Source organism: Starkeya sp. ORNL1 (genome assembly GCF_012971745.1).
Lineage (GTDB): Bacteria > Pseudomonadota > Alphaproteobacteria > Rhizobiales > Xanthobacteraceae > Ancylobacter.
On the sequence record NZ_CP048834.1, the window covers coordinates 5,426,916 to 5,448,187 of the forward strand.

The 21,272-nt window shown below is 67.0% G+C and carries 15 protein-coding genes; 8 read left to right on the plus strand and 7 right to left on the minus strand.

The window, feature by feature from the left end; genetic code table 11:
- Window positions 1-107 precede the first annotated feature (107 nt).
- Entirely contained in the window at window positions 108-1,928 is a 1,821-nt protein-coding gene (locus G3545_RS25605) for a winged helix-turn-helix domain-containing protein (RefSeq protein WP_170016976.1), read from the plus strand.
- 106 nt (window positions 1,929-2,034) lie between these two features.
- Here G3545_RS25605 and G3545_RS25610 read toward each other — a convergent pair whose 3' ends face one another.
- From G3545_RS25610 to G3545_RS25630, 5 genes are all read right to left on the minus strand, one after another.
- Window positions 2,035-3,252, minus strand: a complete 1,218-nt coding sequence (locus tag G3545_RS25610; RefSeq protein ID WP_170016977.1) for a DUF4167 domain-containing protein — start codon at window positions 3,250-3,252, stop codon at window positions 2,035-2,037.
- Window positions 3,253-3,754: 502 nt separating this feature from the next.
- Entirely contained in the window at window positions 3,755-4,621 is an 867-nt protein-coding gene (gene prmC / locus G3545_RS25615) for a peptide chain release factor N(5)-glutamine methyltransferase (protein ID WP_246702566.1), read from the minus strand.
- Window positions 4,622-4,650: 29 nt separating this feature from the next.
- Window positions 4,651-5,745, minus strand: a complete 1,095-nt coding sequence (prfA, locus tag G3545_RS25620; protein ID WP_170018280.1) for a peptide chain release factor 1 — start codon at window positions 5,743-5,745, stop codon at window positions 4,651-4,653.
- A gap of 48 nt (window positions 5,746-5,793) precedes the next feature.
- Window positions 5,794-8,061 carry a phosphoenolpyruvate--protein phosphotransferase gene (gene ptsP / locus G3545_RS25625; protein WP_170016979.1) on the minus strand — a complete coding sequence of 756 codons (2,268 nt, stop codon included), beginning with the start codon at window positions 8,059-8,061 and terminating at the stop codon, window positions 5,794-5,796.
- Between the two features lie 84 nt (window positions 8,062-8,145).
- Entirely contained in the window at window positions 8,146-9,399 is a 1,254-nt protein-coding gene (locus G3545_RS25630; RefSeq protein ID WP_170016981.1) for an aspartate kinase, read from the minus strand.
- A 144-nt stretch (window positions 9,400-9,543) separates the two neighbouring features.
- On the opposite strand from G3545_RS25630, the gene ubiG reads away from it, so the two are divergent.
- Window positions 9,544-10,290 (plus strand): bifunctional 2-polyprenyl-6-hydroxyphenol methylase/3-demethylubiquinol 3-O-methyltransferase UbiG, encoded by a 747-nt coding sequence (gene ubiG / locus G3545_RS25635; RefSeq protein ID WP_170016983.1) that lies wholly within the window; start codon window positions 9,544-9,546, stop codon window positions 10,288-10,290.
- A gap of 329 nt (window positions 10,291-10,619) precedes the next feature.
- On the plus strand, window positions 10,620-13,226 hold the full coding sequence (gene clpB / locus G3545_RS25640; protein ID WP_170016985.1) for an ATP-dependent chaperone ClpB: 2,607 nt from the start codon (window positions 10,620-10,622) through the stop codon (window positions 13,224-13,226).
- A gap of 220 nt (window positions 13,227-13,446) precedes the next feature.
- On the opposite strand, the gene G3545_RS25645 is transcribed toward clpB, so the two are convergent.
- Window positions 13,447-14,250: a substrate-binding domain-containing protein gene (locus G3545_RS25645; RefSeq protein WP_170016987.1), complete on the minus strand. Its 804-nt coding sequence runs from the start codon at window positions 14,248-14,250 to the stop codon at window positions 13,447-13,449.
- 197 nt (window positions 14,251-14,447) lie between these two features.
- On the opposite strand from G3545_RS25645, the gene G3545_RS25650 reads away from it, so the two are divergent.
- The 3 genes from G3545_RS25650 (at window position 14,448) to G3545_RS25660 (ending at window position 17,448) form a co-directional block, all read left to right on the plus strand.
- Window positions 14,448-15,422, plus strand: a complete 975-nt coding sequence (locus tag G3545_RS25650; RefSeq protein WP_170016989.1) for an SPFH domain-containing protein — start codon at window positions 14,448-14,450, stop codon at window positions 15,420-15,422.
- Window positions 15,423-15,426: 4 nt separating this feature from the next.
- On the plus strand, window positions 15,427-15,867 hold the full coding sequence (locus tag G3545_RS25655) for an NfeD family protein (protein ID WP_170016991.1): 441 nt from the start codon (window positions 15,427-15,429) through the stop codon (window positions 15,865-15,867).
- 81 nt (window positions 15,868-15,948) lie between these two features.
- Window positions 15,949-17,448, plus strand: coding sequence for an outer membrane beta-barrel protein (locus G3545_RS25660; RefSeq protein WP_170016993.1), 1,500 nt, complete (start codon window positions 15,949-15,951; stop codon window positions 17,446-17,448).
- 57 nt (window positions 17,449-17,505) lie between these two features.
- Here the strand turns inward: G3545_RS25660 and galU are convergent, their stop codons facing one another.
- Entirely contained in the window at window positions 17,506-18,411 is a 906-nt protein-coding gene (gene galU / locus G3545_RS25665; protein WP_170016995.1) for a UTP--glucose-1-phosphate uridylyltransferase GalU, read from the minus strand.
- A 244-nt stretch (window positions 18,412-18,655) separates the two neighbouring features.
- Here galU and galE point away from each other — a divergent pair, with 244 nt between their 5' ends.
- Both galE and G3545_RS25675 read left to right on the plus strand, forming a co-directional pair.
- Window positions 18,656-19,642: a UDP-glucose 4-epimerase GalE gene (gene galE / locus G3545_RS25670; protein ID WP_170016997.1), complete on the plus strand. Its 987-nt coding sequence runs from the start codon at window positions 18,656-18,658 to the stop codon at window positions 19,640-19,642.
- A 254-nt stretch (window positions 19,643-19,896) separates the two neighbouring features.
- Window positions 19,897-21,249: a lytic murein transglycosylase gene (locus G3545_RS25675; protein ID WP_170016999.1), complete on the plus strand. Its 1,353-nt coding sequence runs from the start codon at window positions 19,897-19,899 to the stop codon at window positions 21,247-21,249.
- The last annotated feature ends 23 nt before the right edge of the window (window positions 21,250-21,272 follow it).

A 21,272-nucleotide genomic window follows, 5' to 3' on the forward strand; every position in this document is an offset into this window, starting at 1 on the left:
TTCGCCCGCGAGGCAGGTTGAAGATGACAAGAGGGACAGCCGGGCGTCCTTACGCCACTCTCATGTTCTTCTGATCATTTGCCGATTTGCCATGGGAGGCGGGGTCGATGGGCGTCTATCGTTTCGGCGCGTTCGAGCTGAACGAGGAAGCTCGCGGCCTTCGTCTCGCCGGCAAGGACCTCGGGCCGCAGCCTCTGGTGTTCGATTTCCTCGCCATTCTCCTGCGACATCAGGACCGGGCTCTGAGCAAGGCAGAATTGCTCGATACGCTATGGCCGGGTGTCACCGTGACCGAGGCCTCCTTGCAGCGCGTGGCAAGCCTTGCTCGCGCCATCCTGCGCCAGGGAGACATGGAAGCGGCGCTCCGCAGCCTGCCGCGGTTCGGATATCGGCTTTGCCTCGATCCGTCGGCCGTTTCGGACCGGATGCCGGATTCCGCAGATCCGTCGGCCGCGCATTCTCCCAAGCCTGGACGGCAGGCGGGGGTGAAAATCCTGGCTGCACGGGCGGCGGTCTCCGCCAGGAAGTGGCATGACGCGGCGGCTTCGTTCGCCGAGGCGGACGCTGCCGACGAACTGCTGGCCGCCGATCTCGAGCAATGGGCGCTCGCCATCGAGTGCTGCGGGCGGCCGAGGGACGCCGTTCCACCCCTGACACGTGCGGTCGCGGCCTACGGCATGGCCGGGCAACGCCTGCGGGCGGCTCATCCGGCGGTCGCGCTTGCCAGAATCCACCTGGAAAGAGGCGAACTGGCGGTCGCCAAGGGCTGGCACACGCGTGCTGCGGCGTTGATCGGTGCAGCCAGTACCAGCCGCGAATACGGCCTCTGGTGCTGGATGGGATCGCGTGTCGCAGCCGCGGAGGGCGAGCCGGAGCGGGCACTCGTCCTTGCCGAACAGGCCTACACAGTCGGCAGGGATCTCGAAGATCCGGTCGTGGAGTCGCTTGGCCTGGTCTATCGCGGCTTCTTCAAGCTTTGCCTGGGGGAGACCGGCTCGGGACTGGAGGATCAGGATTTCGCCGCGGCGCTCGGTCTGTCGAGCGACATCGATCCCGTGGTCGGCGGAATCCTCTATTGCAACATCCTTTGGGCCTGTCGGAATTTTGGTGACTGGACGCGAGCCGACCAGTGGACCCTGGGCTATGAACGCTGGTGCAGCGCCTGCGGGCTGGAGAATCTCACCGGCTCGTGCCGACTGCATCGGGCCGAGGTTCTCGGCGTGCAGGGTACGCTGAAGCAGGCGGAGCAGATGGTGCGCGACGCCCTCGATCAGCTCGCGACCGACGCACCCTGGGCGACGGGTGACGCATTGCGCGTTCTGGGCGACATCCATCTCGCCGCGGGAGACCTCGTCGAGGCCGAAGCCGCCTATCGCGCTGCCCATGCGGTGGGCTGGGATCCACAGCCGGGTTTTGCACTCCTGCAGCTCAAGCAGGGGCAGGCGGAAGCCGCTTATCGTGGCCTCGAACGCTCCCTGCTCGGGACCGGCTGGCCGGCCTTGCAGCGCCGTGGGCTGCTCCTCGCCACATTGGCAAAGGTGGCGGCGCGGACCGGGCGGGCAGAGCGAGCGAAGGAGATTATCGCCGAGCTGGAGACGCAGCCACGCCGCTGGCCGATGGCGTCAATCCAGGCACTGACGGCCGAAGCCAAGGCGGAGCTTTTCATTGCGGACGATCGTCCAGGCGAGGCAGTGCGCGAGCTGCAGATTGCGTGCTCGCTCTGGAACGAGATCGGCTCGGCAATCAATGCCGCCGACGCCGGGCTGTCGCTCGCGACGCTGCTCGCCCAGCTGGACGACGATATTGGCGCTGAGTTGGAACTCGGCACGGTCCAGTCCATCGCCCGGAAGGTCGATTCCCCGCGTCTCCTGCGGCGAGGCGAAGAGTTGAAGGCGCTGCTTGGCGCGAGGAAGGAGACGAGGCCATGACATCCTGATGCGATCGACGTACTGGCGTGCTCGACGTTCTGGCGTGCTCCATAAATCAAAAGGCCCGGACGCTGTCCGGGCCTTTTTTCATTCGATGCGTCCCGGCTTACTCGCCGGCTTCGGCCGGGGCCGCGGGGGCCTCGCCCTCGGCGGCCTCAGTGGTGGTGCGGCGCTGGTAGCGGCGGCGGCGGGGACGGACTTCCTTCTCCGCGACTTCGCCTTCCGGCGCCGCCTCTGCAGCCGGCGGCTCGCTGGCCGGGGTCTCGCTCACCGCGACGGGCTCGGGAGCCGGGGCGGGCGCGGGAACCGGGGCAGGCGCCGGGGCGGCAGCCACCTCGATCGGGGTGGGCGCTACGCCGCCCTGGGTGATGAAGGCGGGCAGGCCGATCTCGGCTTCCACGTCCGGGCCGAGCGAAGGCTGCGGCTGCTGGGCCGGATCCCGATAGGGCACCTCGTCGCGCGCTTCGCGCTGGGGGCGGCCTTCGCCACGCTGCCAGCGATTCTCCCGCGGCTCGCGGTAATCACGCGGCTGGTGCTCGCCGCCTTCGCGCGCCTCGCGCGGGGCGCGGTCGCGGTTGTCGCGATCGCGATTGTCCCGGTCCTGGCGATTGTCACGATCACGGTTGTCGCGATCGCCACGCAGTTCGCGATTGTCCCGGTCGCCGCGGTTGTCGCGATCCTGCCGATTGTCGCGGCGCGGGCCATTATTGCCGTCGCGATAATTGTCGCGCTGCTGGTGCTCGCGGGGCTGGAAATCGCGCTGGCCGCTGTCGCGATTGCCGTCGCGGTCGCGGTTGTCGCGATTGCCGTCACGATCGCGATTGTCGCGATTGCCATCACGGTCGCCGCGCAGCTCGCGATTGTCGCGATCCTGGCGCATCCCGCTATCCTGGCGATTATCGCGATCCTGACGATTGTCACGATCCTGGCGATTATCGCGGTTTCCGCCTTCGCGCTGGCCGTAGGGCTGCTGCTGGAACGGCTGGCCGCCGCCCTCGAAGCTCCCGGCCTCGTCCATGTCGAACTCGTCGTCGTCCTCGTCCGAGCGCTGGAAGGGCTGGCCCTGGACGCCGAACTGCGCCTGCGCCGCGGCGATGATGCGGAAATAATGCTCGGCGTGTTGCAGGTAGTTCTCCGCAGCGACATAGTCGCCGGAGGCCTGCGCATCGCGGCCTAGCTGTTGGTATTTCTCGGCGATGTGATGCGCAGTGCCGCGCACCTTCACATCCGGGCCGTTCGATTCATAGACACGCGTGAGCGGGTTCTGGCTGCGACGGTTGTTGTTGCGGCCACGCATACGCTTCTGCTGGTTATTATTTCGCATCGAGCTGATCTCTGGTGCCTGTCGTGGCCGGCCGGGGGCTAATCCGTACCGATGCCGCGCGCAAGCGGGTCAATCGCCTCATCAAGTCCAGCGACGAGGGGCGCAGACATTTGCTGCCCGTTGGTGCCACAGGAACGGACCGCCGCCGCCCGAAGGCGCCGGCCGACCGTCGACTGTCGCCGACCATCGAGCCTCGTGTCATGGGAAGGCATCGTTCGTTGCATCGCAGCCACGGGTTGCGATCAAGGATCGAAACCACAGGACTGAGACCAATCGAAGATTCGACCGGCGCACGATAGTCGCGCAACGGTCAACCCCCATGCTTCGTCGTGCTACCGCCGAGCTGTACACGACAAACCGGTGAAGCATTCATCCCGCTCGGACCCCGGCACGCCATCGCAACATGTGCGGACGACATTGCCAGACGCCACTCGATTTGAAGAGCCGACGTTCAAATCTCGCAGTGGCGGATGGGGTCTGGGGACGATTCCTGCAAACAACACTAATCGGTTCGATCCGGCGTTCCAAGCCCTTTTTTGCCGCAGGGCACGCAAACCGGTGCAGCAATCGTAACGATGGCGCGGGGAATGCCGCCAAGGTCGCGGCGCGCCGGACCGTCCGGCGGCAAGCCGACGTGTTCCAGCAGATGCGCGACTTCCGCTTCCTGTCCGATACCGAGTTCCAGGATCGCCCGGCCGCCCTCGCGCAACAGGCGGGGCAAGACGCGGGCAATAGCGCGATAGGCAGCAAGGCCGTCGTCACCCCCGTCGAGCGCCAGAAGCGGATCGTGAACGCGCACCTCCGTATCGAGGGCGACTATCTCACCCCTTGATATGTAAGGCGGGTTGGAAAGCACAAGGTCGAAGCCGCCCTTTATCGCCTCGGCCCAATTGCCGACGATGATGGCACTGCGATTCGCCAGGCCGAGCGACGCCAGGTTGGCGTGGGCCTGTCGAGCGGCACCGTCCGAGAGATCGACGCCGATGCCCAGGGCGTTCGGGCGCTCGCTGAGGAAGGCGGCGAGGAGGGCGCCGGTGCCGGTGCCGAGATCGAGCACGCGCAATGCGGCACCGCGGTCGGGGAAGACGGCCAGCGCCGCTTCCACCAGGGTCTCGGTCTCCGGGCGCGGCACCAGCGTCTCCGGCGCCAGGGCGAAGTCCAGGCTCCAGAATTCGCGGCGGCCAATGAGACGTGCCAGTGGCTCGCCATTGGCGCGACGGGAAGCGAGGTCGAGAGCCTGCGCGGTGTGCTGCGGGGACACTGGCGCATCAGGGCGGGCGATGAACTCGATGTCGGAAAACCCGAGCACGGCTTTCAGCAGATGCCGGGCCTCACGTTCCGGCGTCTCGACGCCGGCGAGCCGGCGCATCATCTCGGCAACCAGCGCGACACGCCTGGTCACGCCTGCGCCCAGCCGGATTCGGCTTCCGCGAGCAACGCGGCCTGATGCTCGGTGGTGAGCGCCTCGACCAGTTCGCCAAGGCCTTCGCCGGCAAGGATTTCCGGCAGCTTGTGCAGCGTCAGGCCGATGCGGTGGTCGGTGACGCGGGCTTGCGGAAAATTATAGGTGCGGATGCGCTCGGAGCGATCGCCGGAGCCGACCTGGCCGCGACGGTCGGCGGCGCGGGCGCTGTCGCGCTTCTCGCGCTCGGCGTCATAGAGCCGGGCGCGCAGCAACGCCATGGCGCGGGCCTTGTTCTTGTGCTGCGAGCGCTCGTCCTGCACCGCGACCACGACGCCGGTCGGCATGTGGGTGATGCGCACCGCGCTTTCGGTCTTGTTGACGTGCTGGCCGCCGGCGCCTGAGGCGCGGAACACGTCGATGCGCAGGTCGCCCTCGTCGATGTCGATATCGACGTCCTCGACTTCGGGCAGCACGGCGACGGTGGCTGCGGAGGTGTGGATGCGCCCCGACCCCTCGGTGTCCGGCACGCGCTGCACGCGGTGCACGCCGGATTCGTACTTCAGCTTGGCATAGGCGCCGCGGCCATGGATGGCGGCGATGATTTCCTTGAAGCCGCCGGCGGTGCCCTCATTCATCGAGAGCGCCTCGACCGACCAGCCATTGAGCGCGGCAAAGCGCTCATACATGCGGAACAGGTCGCCGGCGAACAAAGCCGCCTCGTCTCCGCCGGTGCCGGCGCGCACTTCGAGGATGACGCCGCGCTCGTCCATGGCGTCCTTGGGCAGCAGCGCGAGCCGCACCTCGCGCACCAGTTCTTCGATGCGGGCATCGAGTTCCTGCGATTCGGCATAGGCGAGCGCTGCCATCTCGGCATCGGTCGAGGGGTCGTCGATGAGCGCGCGGGCATCGACCTGTTCACGCTGGGCGGCCCGCAGCGCCTTGACGCGCTCGATCAGCGGCGTGAGGTCGGCGAACTCGCGCGACAGCCGGACATAGGCCTCCGCGTCCGGGCTGGCGGACAGCGCATGCTCGATCTCCGCATGGCGGGCGAGCAACTGGTCGAGGCGGGCATCGGGCAACATGACGATCACAAAGTCAGACGTTGAAACGGCAGGAATAAAGCGAACGCGCCGTCGCTAGAGCGGCAGGCCCGCGGCCTCGGCGAACGCCTTCAGGCGGGAGCGCACCGACCCCTGGCTGGCGCCGTTGGCGAGCAGCGGCGCGACCAGAGCGGACGCCGCGGCAAGGTCGAGTTCCAGCAGCATCGCCTTCACCGGCCCGAACGAGGCCGGGGAGACCGAGAGCTTACGATAGCCGATGGCAGCGAGCGCCAGCGCTTCCAGCGGGTGCGAGGCGATCTCGCCGCACAGCGTCACCGGCTTGCCGTGCCTGGCGGCGACATCGGCGACCAGCTTCAGCGCCCGCAGCGAGGCGGGAGAGAGCGAATCGAAACGATCGGCGACACGCGGATTGCCGCGGTCGGCGGCGAACAGGAACTGCACCAGATCGTTCGAGCCGACAGAGGCGAAATCGACCTTGGAGAACAATTCCTCGAGCTGGAACAGCAGCGCCGGCACTTCCAGCATGACGCCGACCAGCACGCGTTCCGGCAAATCATGGCCGTGGCGGCGCAGATGGGTCAATTCGCGCTCGACGATATGGCGGGCGCGGTCGAACTCTTCAACCGCCGAGACCATCGGGAAGATCAGGCGCAACTCGCGCCCGGTGGCGGCGCGCAGCAGCGCGCGGATCTGGCTGCGCAGCAAGCCGGGCCGGTCGAGCCCGAGGCGGATGGCGCGCCAGCCGAGCGCCGGGTTCTCCTCCTCGATGGCGCGCATATAGGGCAGCACCTTGTCGCCGCCGATGTCGAGGGTGCGGAACACCACCGGGCGGTCGCCGGCGGCGTCGAGCACCGAGCGATAGAGCTTCAGCTGCTCGTTGGTGCGCGGGAAGGCCGAGGCGATCATGAATTGCAGTTCGGTGCGGAACAGGCCGATGCCGACCGCGCCGGTCTCGGCGATGTGCGGCAGGTCGACCAGCAGGCCCGCATTCAGGTGCAATTCGATCGGCACGCCGTCCTTGGTGACGCTCGGCACGTCGCGCAGCGCGGCGTAGCGCTCCAGCCGCCGGGCGCGGAAGCGCACCTTCTCGGCATAGGCCGCCTCGACATCGGCCGGCGGGCGCACATGCACCTCGCCGCTGATGCCGTCGACGATCACCGCGTCGCCCGGATCGACCAGGCCGACAATGTTCTCGACATGACCGACCGCGGCGACGTTCAGGGCACGCGCGACGATGGTGAGGTGGCTGGTGGCCGCGCCCTCTTCGAGGATGACGCCGCGCACCCGGGCGCGGTCATAGTCCAGCAGCGCCGCCGGGCTCATATTGCGGGCGACGATGATGGCGTTGTCCGGGATCTGGCTCTTTTCCGGCCCGCCGGCGCGACCGGTGAGCTGGCGCAGCAGCCGATTGGCGAGGTCGTCAATGTCGTGCATGCGCTCGCGCAGGTACGGATCGGTCATGCGCAGCATGCGGGCGCGGGTGTCCGACTGCACGCGCTCGACCGCGCCTTCGGCGGTGAGGCCGGTCATCACCGCCTCGCGCATGCGCTGGGTCCAGCCACGGTCATTGGCGAACATGCGATAGGCTTCGAGGATCTCGCGATGCTCGCCGACGCGGGCGACGCCCTCGTCCTCCAGCATGGCATCGATCGAGGAGCGCAGCGTCTCGATCGCCTCGTCGAGGCGGGTAAGCTCGCCCGGCACGTCATCGGCGATGACCTTGGTCACCTCGATGCGCGGCTCGTGCAGCACGACATGGCCGAGGCCGATGCCTTCGGAGAGCGCGAGGCCCTTGATGTGGAGCGGGCGCCGCGCCGCCGGCTCGGCGCCGGGCCGGGCCATGGCGGTGAGCTCGCCCGACGCGATGATCTCGGCGAGGACCATGGCGGTGGTCTGCAGCGCCTCGACCTCTTCTTCGGTGTAGGTGCGGTGGGCGCGGTTCTGCACCACCAGCACGCCGAGCGTGTTGCCGGCGCGCAGGATCGGCACGCCGAGGAAGGAGTGGTAGATCTCCTCGCCGGTCTCCGGGCGATACGAGAAGGCGGGGTGCGCCTGCGCGTTGGAGAGGCTCACCGGCTCGGCCTCGCGGGCCACGGTGCCGACCAGGCCCTCGTCGATGCGCATGACGGTGAGATGCACCGCGGTGCGGTTCAGGCCTTCCGTAGCGTAGAGTTCGAGGGTGCCGTCGACGCGCAGCACATAGACCGAGCACACCTCGGCCACCATGTTGGCGGCAATCAGCACCACGATCTTGTCGAGGCGGTCCTGCGCGCTGACCGGCTCCGCCATGACCTCGCGAAGTCGCCTCAGAAGCACGCGCGGGCCGCCGAGCGCGCCTCGCATCGGCCGTCCTCGGTTTCCGGGAACCGCAACCCGGAGTTTCACTCATCCGGCGCGAAGCATGCTTCGTGCCGGCTCACTAATTTTTCAGGCGTCGAGCCCGTATACCGAATGGAGAGTCCGGACGGCAAGCTCAGTGTAGGCGGCGTCGATCAACACCGATATCTTGATCTCCGAGGTGCTGATGAGGCGGATATTGATGCCGCGCTCGGCCAGCGCCCGGAAAGCGCGGGCAGCGACGCCGGCGTGCGAGCGCATGCCGATGCCGATGATGGAGATCTTCACCACGTCGGTGGCGCCTTCGATGGTCTCGAAGCCGATGTTCTCGCGCGCCGCCTGGAGCGCCGCCTTGGCGCGCTCGAAGTCCGCGGTCGGCACGGTGAAGGTGATGTCGGTGAAGCCTTCCGCCGAGATGTTCTGGACGATCATGTCGACATTGATGTGGGCTTCGGCGAGCGGCACGAAGATGCCGGCGGCGATCCCCGGCTTGTCGGCCACGCGTCGTATGCTCACCTGAGCCTCGTCACGCGCGAAGGCAATGCCGGTGACGACTTCACTCTCCACGATTTCCTCCTCGTCGCAGATCAGGGTTCCCGGCGGATCGCCGTTGGTGCGCAGTTCCGGCGCATCCGGGTCGGTAAAGCTGGAGCGCACGAACGTGCGCACCTTGTGCACCATGGCGAGCTCGACCGAGCGCACCTGGAGCACCTTGGCGCCGAGCGACGCCATTTCCAGCATTTCCTCGAACGCCACCTTGTCCAGCCGCTTGGCCTTCGGAACGATGCGCGGATCGGTTGTATAGACGCCGTCGACATCGGTATAGATGTCGCAGCGATCGGCCTTGATGGCGGCGGCGACTGCCACCGCGCTGGTGTCGGAGCCGCCGCGGCCGAGCGTGGTCAGGCGTCCGGACGGCAGGTGCATGCCCTGGAAACCGGCGATCACCGCCACCTCGCCGCTCTCGCTGAAGCGGCGGATCAGCTCCGTACCATTGACGTCGAGGATGCGCGCCGAACTGTGGGCGTCGTCGGTCGAGATCGGCAGCTGCCAGCCCTGCCAGGAGCGGGCGGGGATGCCGAGATCCTGCAACGCGATGGCGAGCAGGCCAGACGTCACCTGCTCGCCGGAGGCGACGATGGCGTCATATTCGCGCGAATCGTGCAGCAGCGCGGTCTCGCGGCACCAGGCGACCAGTTCGTTGGTCTTGCCGGACATGGCGGAGACCACGACCGCGACCTGGTGGCCGGCCTCGACCTCGCGTTTGACGTGGCGCGCGACGTTGCGAATGCGCTCCACGTTCGCGACGGACGTGCCGCCGAACTTCATCACCAGACGTGCCATGGATTCCAGACCGTACCGCTTGTTCTTTTCTTCGAGGCCGGGGGAATAGGGGGTTCCCCGGCCGAAAGGCGCGTATACATATCGGCGTCGCGCCCGGCCCGCAACGCCGGCTCACGACCTTGGAATCCCTCGCGAGAGGCCATCATGCCGCATCCTGCCGAAACCACCGTCGATCCCCGCGAAGTCGAGCGCTTCGCCGCGCTGGCCGCACAATGGTGGAATCCGCGCGGCACGATGAAGGTGCTGCACACCTTCAATCCGGTCCGGCTGGGCTATCTGCGCGAGAAGCTGGTCATGCATTTCGGCAGTGATCCACGGGCGATGCGCCCGCTGGAAGGCCTGCGGCTGCTCGACATCGGCTGCGGCGGCGGCCTGCTCAGCGAGCCGCTGGCGCGGATGGGGGCGTCGGTGGTCGGCATCGATCCGGCCGAGCGGAACATTGCGGTCGCGAGCCTCCATGCCGAGCAGAGCGGCGTCAGCGTCGATTATCGCGCGACCACGGCGGAGGCGCTGGCAGATGCCGGTGAGCGCTTCGACGCCGTGCTGGCGATGGAGGTAGTGGAGCACGTCGCCGACGTGTCGCTGTTCATCCGACGGGCCGCCGAGATGGTGAAGCCGGGCGGGCTGATGTGTGCGGCGACGCTGAACCGCACCAAGCGCAGCTTCGCCCTCGCCATCGTCGGCGCGGAGTATGTGCTGGGCTGGCTGCCGCGCGGCACCCATGATTGGCGCAAATTCGTCACCCCGGACGAATTGGAGGCGGCGATGGCCGCCGGCGGGCTGGAGGTCATCGACCGCGAAGGGGTGATCTTCAACCCGCTGGCCGACGAATGGCGGCGGGCGGGGGACCTCTCGGTCAACTACATGATGCTGGCGGAGAGGCCGAGCTGAGATTGCGGGTGGACGGGCGTCTTCTCTCTCTCCCGCTTGCGGGGGAGGGGCGGGGAGGGGGCCTCCCCGACGCCTTGCCGCTTCCCCATCCCGACCCGCCTTACGGCGGGCCACCCTCCCCCGCGTGCGGGAGAGGGAAGAAGCAATATTTGCGAGGACGGTATAATTGACCTCGCTCAAAGCCCTTCCGTTGCCGATCCGCCACACTACATGAGGCGAGGCGGATTGCTGTAACGGGGTCCGCCGCGGCGGCCGGGATACGGGCGCCGCTGTCCCGAACGACCGTTCGTGCCTCCAGGGGGCGAGCGGGGGGCCAGGAGGCAAGAGATATGAACTTCGACATCTATACCGAGCGCGCACGCGGATTCGTGCAGTCGGCGCAGTCGCTTGCGCTGCGCGAGGGCAACCAGCAATTCACGCCCGAACACCTGTTGAAGGTGCTGCTCGATGATCCGGAGGGCCTGTGCGCCGGATTGATCGCGCGCGCCGGCGGCGATCCGCGCATGGTGCTGGCCGAGACCGAAGCGGCGCTGAAGAAGCTGCCCAAGGTGGAGGGCTCCGGCGCCGGCCAGGTCTATCTGGCGCCCGGCACCGCGCGGGTGTTCGACGCCGCCGAGCAGGCGGCGAAGAAGGCCGGCGACGGCTATGTCACCGTCGAGCGGCTGCTGCTCGCGCTGGCGCTGGAGAAGGACAGCGAGGCGGGCAAGATTCTCATCAAGGCCGGCGCCACGCCGCAGAAGATCAACACCGCCATCGAGGAACTGCGCAAGGGCCGCACCGCGGACAGCCCGACCGCGGAGAACGCCTATGATGCGCTCAAGAAATATGCCCGCGACCTCACCGAGGCGGCGCGCGAGGGCAAGCTCGACCCGGTGATCGGCCGTGACGAGGAGATTCGCCGCACCATCCAGGTGCTGTCCCGGCGCACCAAGAACAATCCGGTGCTGATCGGCGAGCCCGGCGTCGGCAAGACCGCCATCGTCGAGGGCCTCGCGCTGCGCATCGTCGATGGCGACGTGCCGGAGAGCCTGAAGGACAAGAAGCTGCTCGCGCTCGACATGGGGGCGCTGATCGCCGGCGCGAAGTATCGCGGCGAGTTCGAGGAGCGGCTGAAGTCCGTGCTGTCCGAGGTCGAGGCGGCGGAAGGCGGCATCATCCTGTTCATCGACGAGATGCACACGCTGGTCGGCGCCGGCAAGGCGGACGGGGCGATGGACGCCTCGAACCTGCTCAAGCCCGCGCTGGCGCGTGGCGAATTACACTGCGTCGGCGCCACCACGCTCGACGAGTACCGCAAGCATGTCGAGAAGGACGCCGCGCTGGCCCGCCGCTTCCAGCCGGTCTTCGTCAATGAGCCGAGCGTGGAGGACACCGTCTCCATCCTGCGCGGCATCAAGGAGAAGTACGAGCTGCATCACGGCGTGCGCATCACCGACAGCGCGCTGGTGGCGGCGGCGACCTTGTCGAACCGCTACATCACCGACCGTTTCCTGCCCGACAAGGCGATCGACCTTATGGACGAGGCGGCCTCACGGCTGCGCATGCAGGTCGATTCCAAGCCCGAGGAGCTGGACTCGATCGACCGTGAGATCGTGCGCCTGCGCATTGAGCAGGAGGCGCTGAAGAAGGAGACCGATGCCGGCTCCCGGGACCGGCTGAAGAAGCTGGAGAAGGAACTGGCCGAGCTCGAGGAGCAGTCGACCTCCATCACCCAGCGCTGGAAGGCGGAGAAGGAGAAGCTCGGCGACGCGCAGAAGCTCAAGAGCGAGCTGGAAGCCGCGCGCACCGAACTCGCCAACGCCCAGCGCGCCGGCGAGTACCAGAAGGCCGGCGAGCTTGCCTATGGCAAGATCCCGGCGCTGGAGAAGAAGCTCGCCGCGATCGAGGCGAAGGACGGCTCCACGCCGGCTGGCATGGTCGAGGAGGCGGTGACGCCCGATCACATCGCCGGCGTGGTCTCGCGCTGGACCGGGGTGCCGGTCGACAAGATGCTGACCGGCGAGAAGGAGAAGCTGCTGCGGATGGAGGACGAGCTGGCCAAGCGCGTCATCGGCCAGCGGGAGGCGGTGGAGGCCGTCTCGACGGCCGTGCGACGCGCGCGGGCGGGATTGCAGGATCCCCACCGGCCGATCGGCTCCTTCATGTTCCTCGGCCCGACCGGCGTCGGCAAGACCGAGCTGACCAAGGCGTTGGCGGCGTTCCTGTTCGACGACGACACCGCGCTCGTGCGCATCGACATGTCGGAATACATGGAGAAGCACGCGGTGGCCCGGCTGATCGGCGCGCCTCCCGGCTATGTCGGCTATGAGGAGGGCGGCGCACTAACCGAGGCGGTGCGGCGCCGGCCCTACCAGGTGGTGCTGTTCGACGAGATCGAGAAGGCGCATCCGGACGTGTTCAATGTCCTGTTGCAAGTGCTCGATGACGGACGGCTCACCGACGGGCAGGGCCGCACGGTCGACTTCCGCAACACGCTGATCGTCATGACCTCGAACCTCGGTTCGGAGTTCCTGGTGAACCAGCCGGAGGGACAGGACAGCGAAGCGGTGCGCGACGAGGTGATGACAGCGGTGAGGGCGCATTTCCGCCCGGAATTCCTCAACCGCGTCGACGAAATCGTGCTGTTCCACCGCCTGCGCCGCGACCAGATGGGCGCCATCGTCGATATCCAGGCGGCGCGGCTGCGCAAGCTGCTGGAGGATCGCAAGATCACTCTGGAGCTGACCCCCGAGGCACGGGATTTCCTCGCCGAGAAGGGCTACGACGCCGCCTATGGCGCGCGCCCGCTGAAGCGCGTGATCCAGAAACTGCTGCAGGATCCGCTGGCCGGCCGCATCCTCGCCGGCACGGTGAAGGATGGCGACGTGGTGCGGGTGGAGAAGGGCGCGAACGAGCTGCTGTTCGACACCCGCCCGGCGGTCGAAGAGGCGGCTTGAGCACTGCCTGATCGGAATGAAGGGCGCGGCCGGCGACGACCGCGCCTTTTTTCTTTTCTTTCTCATCCACGCAGTCGTCATCCCGGACGGCCGCAGGCCGATCCGGGATCGCACGAAGGTAGCGAGCAACACCTTCTTGCGATCCCGGCTCTACGCTGCGCTTCGGCTGGGATGACGACATGGAGAGGTCGGGATCACGACCGGAGGCCGCTGACCAACGCTATTCCACGCTGGGGTGGAACAGCACCGTGCCGTCGACCTTGAAATCGCCGATGGCCGCCTGGCCGTCCTTGCCGGTCAGCCAGTCGAGCAGGGCTTTCGCCTCCTCGGCATTGCCGCGCGGGTGCCGCAGCGGCGAGACCATCACGATCTCATAGGGGTTGTAGAAGTCCGGATCGCCTTCGACCAGCACGTCGAGCTTCAGCCGGTTGCGGCGCGCGACGAAGGTGGCGCGGTCGGTCAATATGTAGGCGCCGAGCTTGTCGGCGATCTCCAGGGTGTCGCCCATGCCGAGCCCGGTCTCGCGCAGCCAGTTGCCGGTGCGGGCCTTGGGATTGATGCCGGCACGCGCCCACAGCTTCTGCTCCTTGGTGTGGGTGCCGGAATTGTCGGCGCGCGAAACATAGGGCGCGCGTGCCTGGGCGATGGCACGCAGCGCGGCGGCGCCGTCCTTGGTGCGCGCGACCTTGGCCGGATCGGACCGCGGGCCGGCAATCAGGAAATCATTCGCCATCAGCCGGCGCCGGTAGACGCCGTGGCGCTGGTCGACGAAGCGCGTCAGCGCGTCGGGCTCGTTCACCACCACGAGGTCGGCGCCGTCATGCTCCGCCACCAGCAGCGCCTGGGCGGAGGCCCGCGACACGACATCGATCTTGGTGCCGGTAAGCGCGGTGTATTTCGGGAGCAGGTAGGCGAACAGGCCGGAATCCTGCAGCGAGGTGGTCGCCGCGATGGTAACCGTGCCGGCACGCGCACTGAGGCTTCCCGTCAAAGCGAGGGTCGCCGCGAGGAGCACAAGCCTCATCAGCCGCATGAAGTTGCCCTTGGATTGCCAGCGCGCGCAGTCTGGCTGCGGATGATGCTTCGCGCCAGTGAAAATGGCATGAAATCGCTCTAATCTCGCAATGTCGGCGGCATGTCGCGGTTCCTGCTTACATTCTTCGTCACTTGTCGTTGGTGGGCCGAGACGGCACACTCGCGCCGCTTGCGGAGAATCGCCTCATGTTGCCTCTCGGCCTCGATATTTTCGCGCTGGTCATTCTTGTGCTGGTGGTTGGCACCATCTTTGCCGGCGTCAAGACGGTGCCGCAGGGCTACCAGTATACCGTCGAGCGATTCGGCCGCTACACCGGAACGCTGTCACCGGGCCTCAATCTCATCATGCCCTTCGTCGACCGCATCGGCACCAAGATCAGCATGATGGAACAGGTGCTGGACGTCCCGACGCAGGACGTCATCACCAAGGACAATGCCACCGTCACGGTGGACGGCATCGCCTTCTTCCAGGTGTTCGACGCCGCCCGCGCCAGCTATGAGGTCGCGCGCCTCGACCTCGCGATCATGGCGCTGACGACGACCAATATCCGCACCGTCATGGGTTCGATGGACCTCGACCAGTTGCTCTCGCATCGCGACGAGATCAATGAGCGGCTGTTGAAGGTGGTGGATGCCGCGGCCTCGCCTTGGGGCGTGAAGATCACCCGCATCGAGATCAAGGACATCGTGCCGCCGGCCGATCTCGTCTCCTCCATGGCGCGGCAGATGAAGGCCGAGCGCGAGAAGCGCGCGGTGGTGCTGGAGGCGGAGGGCCAGCGGCAGTCCGAAATTCTGCGCGCCGAGGGCGAGAAGCAGTCGCAGATCCTCGAGGCCGAAGGCCGGCGCGAAGCCGCGTTCCGCGATGCCGAGGCCCGCGAGCGCCTCGCCGAGGCCGACGCCAAGGCGACGCAGATGCTGTCGGACGCGGTAGCGGCCGGCGACCCGGCGGCGCTGAACTACTATATCGCCGAGAAATACGTGAAGGCGCTGGAAGGCATCATCACCTCGCCCAACCAGAAGGTGCTGATGCTGCCTTATGAGGCGACCGCTATCATCGGTTCGCTCGCCGGCATCGCCGAAATCGCCAAGGGCGCGTTCGGACCGGATGCTCCGAAGGCCGGCTCCACCGTGGTGCGTCGCCCGACCGGCCCCGCGGTCTAGCGCCATGTCCTTCATCGAACAGCTCGGGCTGTGGAACTGGTTCATCCTTGCCGGCCTGCTGATGATCGGCGAACTCACCGCGCCGGGCACCTATCTGCTGTGGCTCGGCTTCGCGGCTGCGGCCACCGGGCTGTTCGCGCTCGCGCTCGATACCGGCTGGCAGGTGCAGATCGTGGTGTTCGCCGCCTTCGCGCTGGTCGCGGTGCTGATCGGCTACCGCATCCGACCGAAGGCCGATAAGGCAAGCGACCGGCCCTTCCTCAATCGCCGCGCCGAGGCGCTGGTGGGGCGCGCCTTCACGCTCGACGAACCGATCAGCGGTGGGGTCGGGCGGGTGCGTGTCGACGACACGGTCTGGCGCATCGAAGGCACGGATGCGCCCACCGGCAGTCGCGTCGTGGTGGAGCGCGTCGAAGGTGCGACGCTTCATGTACGCGCCGCCTGACGTCGCTCTGGAAACCACCCATTAACCATAAAAGCGCACGGTCGAATCTGTCTCTCGCCCCGGCAAAGCGGATATCGGTTCTTGACGCGCAGTCCCTCTGTTCTGAGCGCCTTTGCTGCGCTCGGCGTCGCGCTGTGCGCGGCGGCGGGAGCGGCGCATGCGCAGGAATTGCGCGGCACGGACGATGCGACCACGCTGCGCGGCGGGGTCGACCAGGGCGATGCCGGCAATGATCAAGCAAATGCCAGCACTGCGTTGCGCGGTTCGGTCACCGCGCACACCGACACCAGCTCGACGGCGGGCGAGGGGCTCTCCAGCGAAGGCGTCGGCGCGCTCGACGTGCTGCCCGATATCGAACAGCCGCTCGACACGCTGACGCTGCCCGACAGCGGCCCCAGCCTTTCCACGGCGCCGTTGCGCAAGCGACGCCGTGCGGCAGCCGAGGACGATCCGTTCGCGCCGGTCGGGCTCAGGGTCGGCACATTCATCGTCACGCCCTATGCGGAGATGCGCGGCGGCTATGACAGCAATGCGCTGCGGGTGCCGAACGGCGCCGGCTCAAGCTTCACGGAAGTCGGCGGCGGCCTCGCGGCGCGCTCGGACTGGTCGCGCCACGCGCTCGATATCGAACTGCGCGGCGGCTATACCCGCTTCTACAATGTCGACGGCAATAACCGGCCGGAGGCCGAGGGCACCATCCGCAGCCGGATCGATGTCGATTCGCTGACCCGCATCGACACCGTGGTGCGCGGCGCCATCACCACCGAGGCGGCCGGCTCGGTCGACGCGGTGGCCGGCGCCAAGAACCCGCCTCTGGTCTATCAGAGCGGCATCGATCTCGGCCTCACCCGCCGCTTCAACCGCTTCGAGGCGACGGTCGCCGGCATCATCGAGCGCGAGGACCACGCGCCGGCCGAGCTCACCGACGGCACCACGGCGAGCCAGGCGGACCAGAATGTCACCGGCTATGGGGTGCGGCTGCGCGGCGCCTATGAGCTGATGCCTGGCGTGAAGCCGTTCGCGCAGATCGTGGCGGACCACCGCGTCTATGACGTGGTGCCGGATTCCTCCGGCTTCAATCGCGATTCTCGCGGCATCACCGCCACGGTCGGTTCGGATTTTCGGTTGAGCGGGCTGCTCACCGGTGCTGCCTCGGTCGGCTATACGTGGCGCGAATATGTCGATCCGCAGCTCGAGAACATTGGCGGCCTGGTGGCCGACGCCTCGCTGCGCTGGGAAGCCACCGGGCTGACGACGGTGGAACTCGCCGCGCGCACCGCAGTCGGCGAGACCACCTATGCCAATGCCTCGGGCGACTTCATCCATGAAGTCAGCCTGGAGGTCGAGCACGCCTTCCGCCGCTGGCTGATCGGCACCGCCTCGGTTGCCTATAGGATGGACGATTATGAGGGCTCCGGGCTCACTCAGGGCACCTTCACGGTCGGCGCCGGGCTTATCTACAAGATAAACCGCTATGCCGAACTCACCGGCAATGTGAGCCATTTGCGGCTCAACTCGTCGGTGCCGGGCGACGACTACACGGCAAATGTCGTGACCGTCGGGCTGAGATTGCAGCGTTGATCCTTTAGCCCCCTCCCGCCAAGCGGGGAGGGGGACTGTCGGGATGATGCCCGGGAGTTACTCGGCGGCGCGCTGGTTTGCCGCTAGCAGCGCGTTCAGTTCGTGACGGAACGGGCCCCTGATATCCGGGCGCGCCAGCGCGTAGGCGACGTTGGCCATCAGGAAGCCGAGCTTGGAGCCGCAATCATAGATCGCGCCGTCGAAGGTGACGCCGTAGAACTCCTGCTCTTCCGCCAGCTTCAGCATGGAATCGGTGAGCTGGATCTCGTTGCCGGCGCCGCGCTCCTGGTTCTCCAGCAGATCGAAGATTTCCGGCTGCAGGATGTAGCGGCCGGAGATGGCGAGATTAGAAGGCGCAGTACCCTTAGCCGGCTTCTCGACCATCTTTGAGATCTTGAACACGCCGTCGCCGATATTCGCGCCTTGGCCGACGATGCCGTATTGGTTGGTCTGGTCGTCCGGCACCTCATAGACCGCAATGTGGTTGCCGCCGCCGGTCTTGGCATAGGCGTCGACCATCTGGGCGAGACAGCCATTGCGGCCGCGCGACATGTGCAGCATGTCCGGCAACAGCAAGGCGAACGGCTCGTTGCCTATGATGTCACGGGCGCACCACACCGCATGGCCAAGGCCGAGCGGCAGTTGCTGGCGGGTGAAGCTGGTCATGCCGGGACCCATGGTCTCGGCGCGCAGCGCATCGAGTTCCTTGAGCTTGCCGCGCTCTTTCAACGTGTCCTCGAGTTCGTACTGGCGATCGAAATGGTCTTCGATCACCGCCTTGTTGCGCCCGGTGACGAAGACGATGTGCTCGATGCCGGCAGCGCGCGCCTCGTCGACGACGTGCTGGACCACTGGCCGATCAACGACGGTTAGCATTTCCTTGGGAACCGCCTTGGTGGCGGGCAGAAAGCGGGTGCCGAGGCCGGCGACAGGCAGGATCGCTTTGCGGATGGGGCTTGCCATAAGATGCTGACACCGATTGAGCTGATGGAACGGACGGATAAAAAGCTGCCAGGATGGCGAAGGCATGACAGCGGCAGTTATGCCGCAGTAGGTGACTGAGCTTACTGCTATTGTGCGTCGTTTGACAAAGCGTGTATTGCGGTTTCCGTTGGCGTCGTCGCGCCAAAGCGGGCCCGGCAAGACGTCGCATTGATCCTAAAACTGCTTTCACTTCGAAATAACGCGCAAGACTGACGAGAGGTCCATGACGGTTCTGGTGACGGGTGGCGCCGGCTATATCGGCAGCCACATGGTGCTCGCTCTGATCGATGCCGGCCACGACGTCGTGGTGCTCGATGATTTCTCGACCGGCTTCGACTGGGCGGTACATCCCGCTGCCACGCTGGTCTCGGGCGACGTCTCGGACGGCGAACTGGTGCGCCGCCTGGTGCGGGAGCATCGGATCGAGGCCGTCATTCATTTCGCCGCGCGCATCGTGGTGCCGGAATCGGTCGCCGACCCGCTCGGCTATTATCTCGCCAACACGGTGAAGACGCGGGCGTTGATCGAGGCGGTGGTGGCGGCCGGGGTGCCGCATTTCATCTTCTCCTCGACCGCCGCGGTGTACGGCATGATCGGCGCCGATCCGGTGGCCGAGAACGCCGCACTGGCACCGATCTCGCCCTATGGCCGCTCCAAGCTGATGAGCGAATGGATGCTGGCGGATGCCGCCGTCGCCCATCCGCTCGGCTATGTGGCGCTGCGCTATTTCAATGTCGCCGGCGCCGATCCGCTCGGCCGCTCCGGCCAGTCGACCGCCGGCGCGACGCATCTCATCAAGGTCGCGGCAGAGACCGCGCTCGGCAAGCGGCCGGGCATGCAGGTATTCGGCACCGATTACGAGACGCCGGACGGCACCTGCGTGCGCGACTATATCCATGTCAGCGATCTCGCCAGCGCCCATCTCGACGCGCTGCGCCACCTCAGGGCCGGCGGCGCCAGCGCGGTGCTGAATTGCGGCTATGGCCGGGGTTATTCGGTGTTCGAGGTGATCGACACGGTGAAGGGCGTTTCCGGCGTCGATTTCCCGGTGCAGGTCTCCGGCCGGCGCGCCGGCGATCCCGCCGCCATTGTGGCGCAAGCGACGCGCATCCGCAGCGAACTCGGCTGGACGCCGAAGCTCGACGACCTGCCGACCATCGTCGAGCACGCGCTCGCCTGGGAGCGGCGGCTGTCGGAAAGGAATGGGTGAGGCCATCTGCTTGAGCATCCTTCGAGGCCCGGCTGCGCCGGGCACCTCAGGATGACGTGGTTCTTTAAGATGACGTGGTTCTTTAAAAAGCGACGTCATCCTGAGGCGCGAGCGTAGCGAGCCTCGAAGGATGCTGACGCCGAGCGCGGCATGAACAGCCGCTAACCAAACTTCGAAATTTCCGCTTTCCGTTAATCTCGCCGCAACCATGCGGACGCCTAACTCCTGACGTGTATTGCGTAAGGGTAGGCGTCATGCGTGTTCGTGCGTCCGCGGCCAGAAAACCGGCTGCCGGTCTGGGCCTGTTGGCGACCAGCCTTGTCGGGGCGCTGGCGCTCGGTGCCTGCTCGGCCGGGCCTGATATCACCGGCGCGCTGCCGGCCCCCGCGCAGGTGCGCTCCTATGCGGCGCAGCCAGCTCCCGCCGTCGCGGTGCACTCCAGCCATCCCGACATGGCGCCGCAGGCGCTCGCCCGTGACGAGGCGAATTTCTCGCGTTGCATCGCTTCGCTCGCCCCATTGGCACAGCAGCGCGGCGTGTCGGCCGCCGGGTTCAATCGCCTGACGGCCGGCATGACACCCGACATGTCGATCATGGCAAAGCTGGAGACGCAGCCGGAATTCACCCGCTCCACCGGCGACTATGTCCAGATGCTGGTCGCCGACAGCCGCATCGCCAAGGGCCGCGAGGCCATGGCGCAGAACCGTGCGGTGTTCGACGCGGTCGGGCGCACCTATGGGGTCGACCCCTATGTGGTCGCCGCGATCTGGGGCATCGAGACCAATTACGGCGCGGCGCGCGGTTCCTATTCGGTGCTGAACGCGACCGGCACGCTCGCCTGCGTCGGGCGCCGGCAGGCTTATTTCCGCGACGAATTCATCGCCGCGCTGCAGATCGTCGATCGCGGCGACATTCCCGAGAGCCATCTGCGCGGCTCCTGGGCCGGGGCCTTCGGCCTCACCCAGTTCATGCCGACCGCATTCCAGCGCGATGCGGTGGATTTCGACGGCGACGGCCATCGCAACATCGTCGATTCCGTCGCCGATGCCATGGCCTCGACCGCCAACAAGCTGCGGCGCGGCGGCTGGGTCGCCGGCAAGAGCTGGGGCTATGAGGTGGTGCTGCCGCGCGGCTTCAACTACCTGCTTGCCGACAAGAGCGTGAAGAAGCCGCTCGCTGAATGGGCGGCGCTCGGCATCAGGCGTCCTGAGGGGCGGGCCTTCTCGCGCGGCGCCGATACCGCCTATCTGCTGCTGCCGGCGGGTGCCAAGGGACCGGCCTTCCTGATGACCGAGAATTTCAAGGCCATCCTCAGCTACAATCCGGCAGATTCCTACGCGCTCGCCATCGGCCATCTCGCCGACCGGCTGCGCGGCGGCGACGCCTTCGTGCAGCAATGGCCGACCGACCAGAAGCCGCTGAGCCGGGCGGAGCGTGTCGAACTCCAGCAGCGCCTCGCCTCGCGCGGCTATGATGTCGGTACCACCGACGGCGTCCTCGGCCAGAAGACTCGGGTGGCGGTGCGGGACTTCCAGATGCGCGCCGGACTGCTCCCCGACGGCCTGCCGAGCGGCGAAGTGCTGGAGCGCGCACGCGCAGGGTCTTGAAACGGCCGCGATAATGGTCCACC

Excerpts from the sequence above, each read along its gene's own strand:
- clpB (WP_170016985.1), top strand. The coding sequence starts at position 10,620 with ATGAACTTCGACATCTATACCGAGCGCGCACGCGGATTCGTGCAGTCG.
- G3545_RS25630 (WP_170016981.1), bottom strand. The coding sequence starts at position 9,399 with ATGGCACGTCTGGTGATGAAGTTCGGCGGCACGTCCGTCGCGAACGTG.
- ubiG (WP_170016983.1), top strand. The coding sequence starts at position 9,544 with ATGCCGCATCCTGCCGAAACCACCGTCGATCCCCGCGAAGTCGAGCGC.
- prmC (WP_246702566.1), bottom strand. The coding sequence starts at position 4,621 with ATGCGCCGGCTCGCCGGCGTCGAGACGCCGGAACGTGAGGCCCGGCAT.
- G3545_RS25605 (WP_170016976.1), top strand. The coding sequence starts at position 108 with ATGGGCGTCTATCGTTTCGGCGCGTTCGAGCTGAACGAGGAAGCTCGC.
- G3545_RS25610 (WP_170016977.1), bottom strand. The coding sequence starts at position 3,252 with ATGCGAAATAATAACCAGCAGAAGCGTATGCGTGGCCGCAACAACAAC.
- G3545_RS25675 (WP_170016999.1), top strand. The coding sequence starts at position 19,897 with ATGCGTGTTCGTGCGTCCGCGGCCAGAAAACCGGCTGCCGGTCTGGGC.
- galU (WP_170016995.1), bottom strand. The coding sequence starts at position 18,411 with ATGGCAAGCCCCATCCGCAAAGCGATCCTGCCTGTCGCCGGCCTCGGC.
- ptsP (WP_170016979.1), bottom strand. The coding sequence starts at position 8,061 with ATGCGAGGCGCGCTCGGCGGCCCGCGCGTGCTTCTGAGGCGACTTCGC.
- G3545_RS25650 (WP_170016989.1), top strand. The coding sequence starts at position 14,448 with ATGTTGCCTCTCGGCCTCGATATTTTCGCGCTGGTCATTCTTGTGCTG.
- G3545_RS25655 (WP_170016991.1), top strand. The coding sequence starts at position 15,427 with ATGTCCTTCATCGAACAGCTCGGGCTGTGGAACTGGTTCATCCTTGCC.
- G3545_RS25645 (WP_170016987.1), bottom strand. The coding sequence starts at position 14,250 with ATGAGGCTTGTGCTCCTCGCGGCGACCCTCGCTTTGACGGGAAGCCTC.
- galE (WP_170016997.1), top strand. The coding sequence starts at position 18,656 with ATGACGGTTCTGGTGACGGGTGGCGCCGGCTATATCGGCAGCCACATG.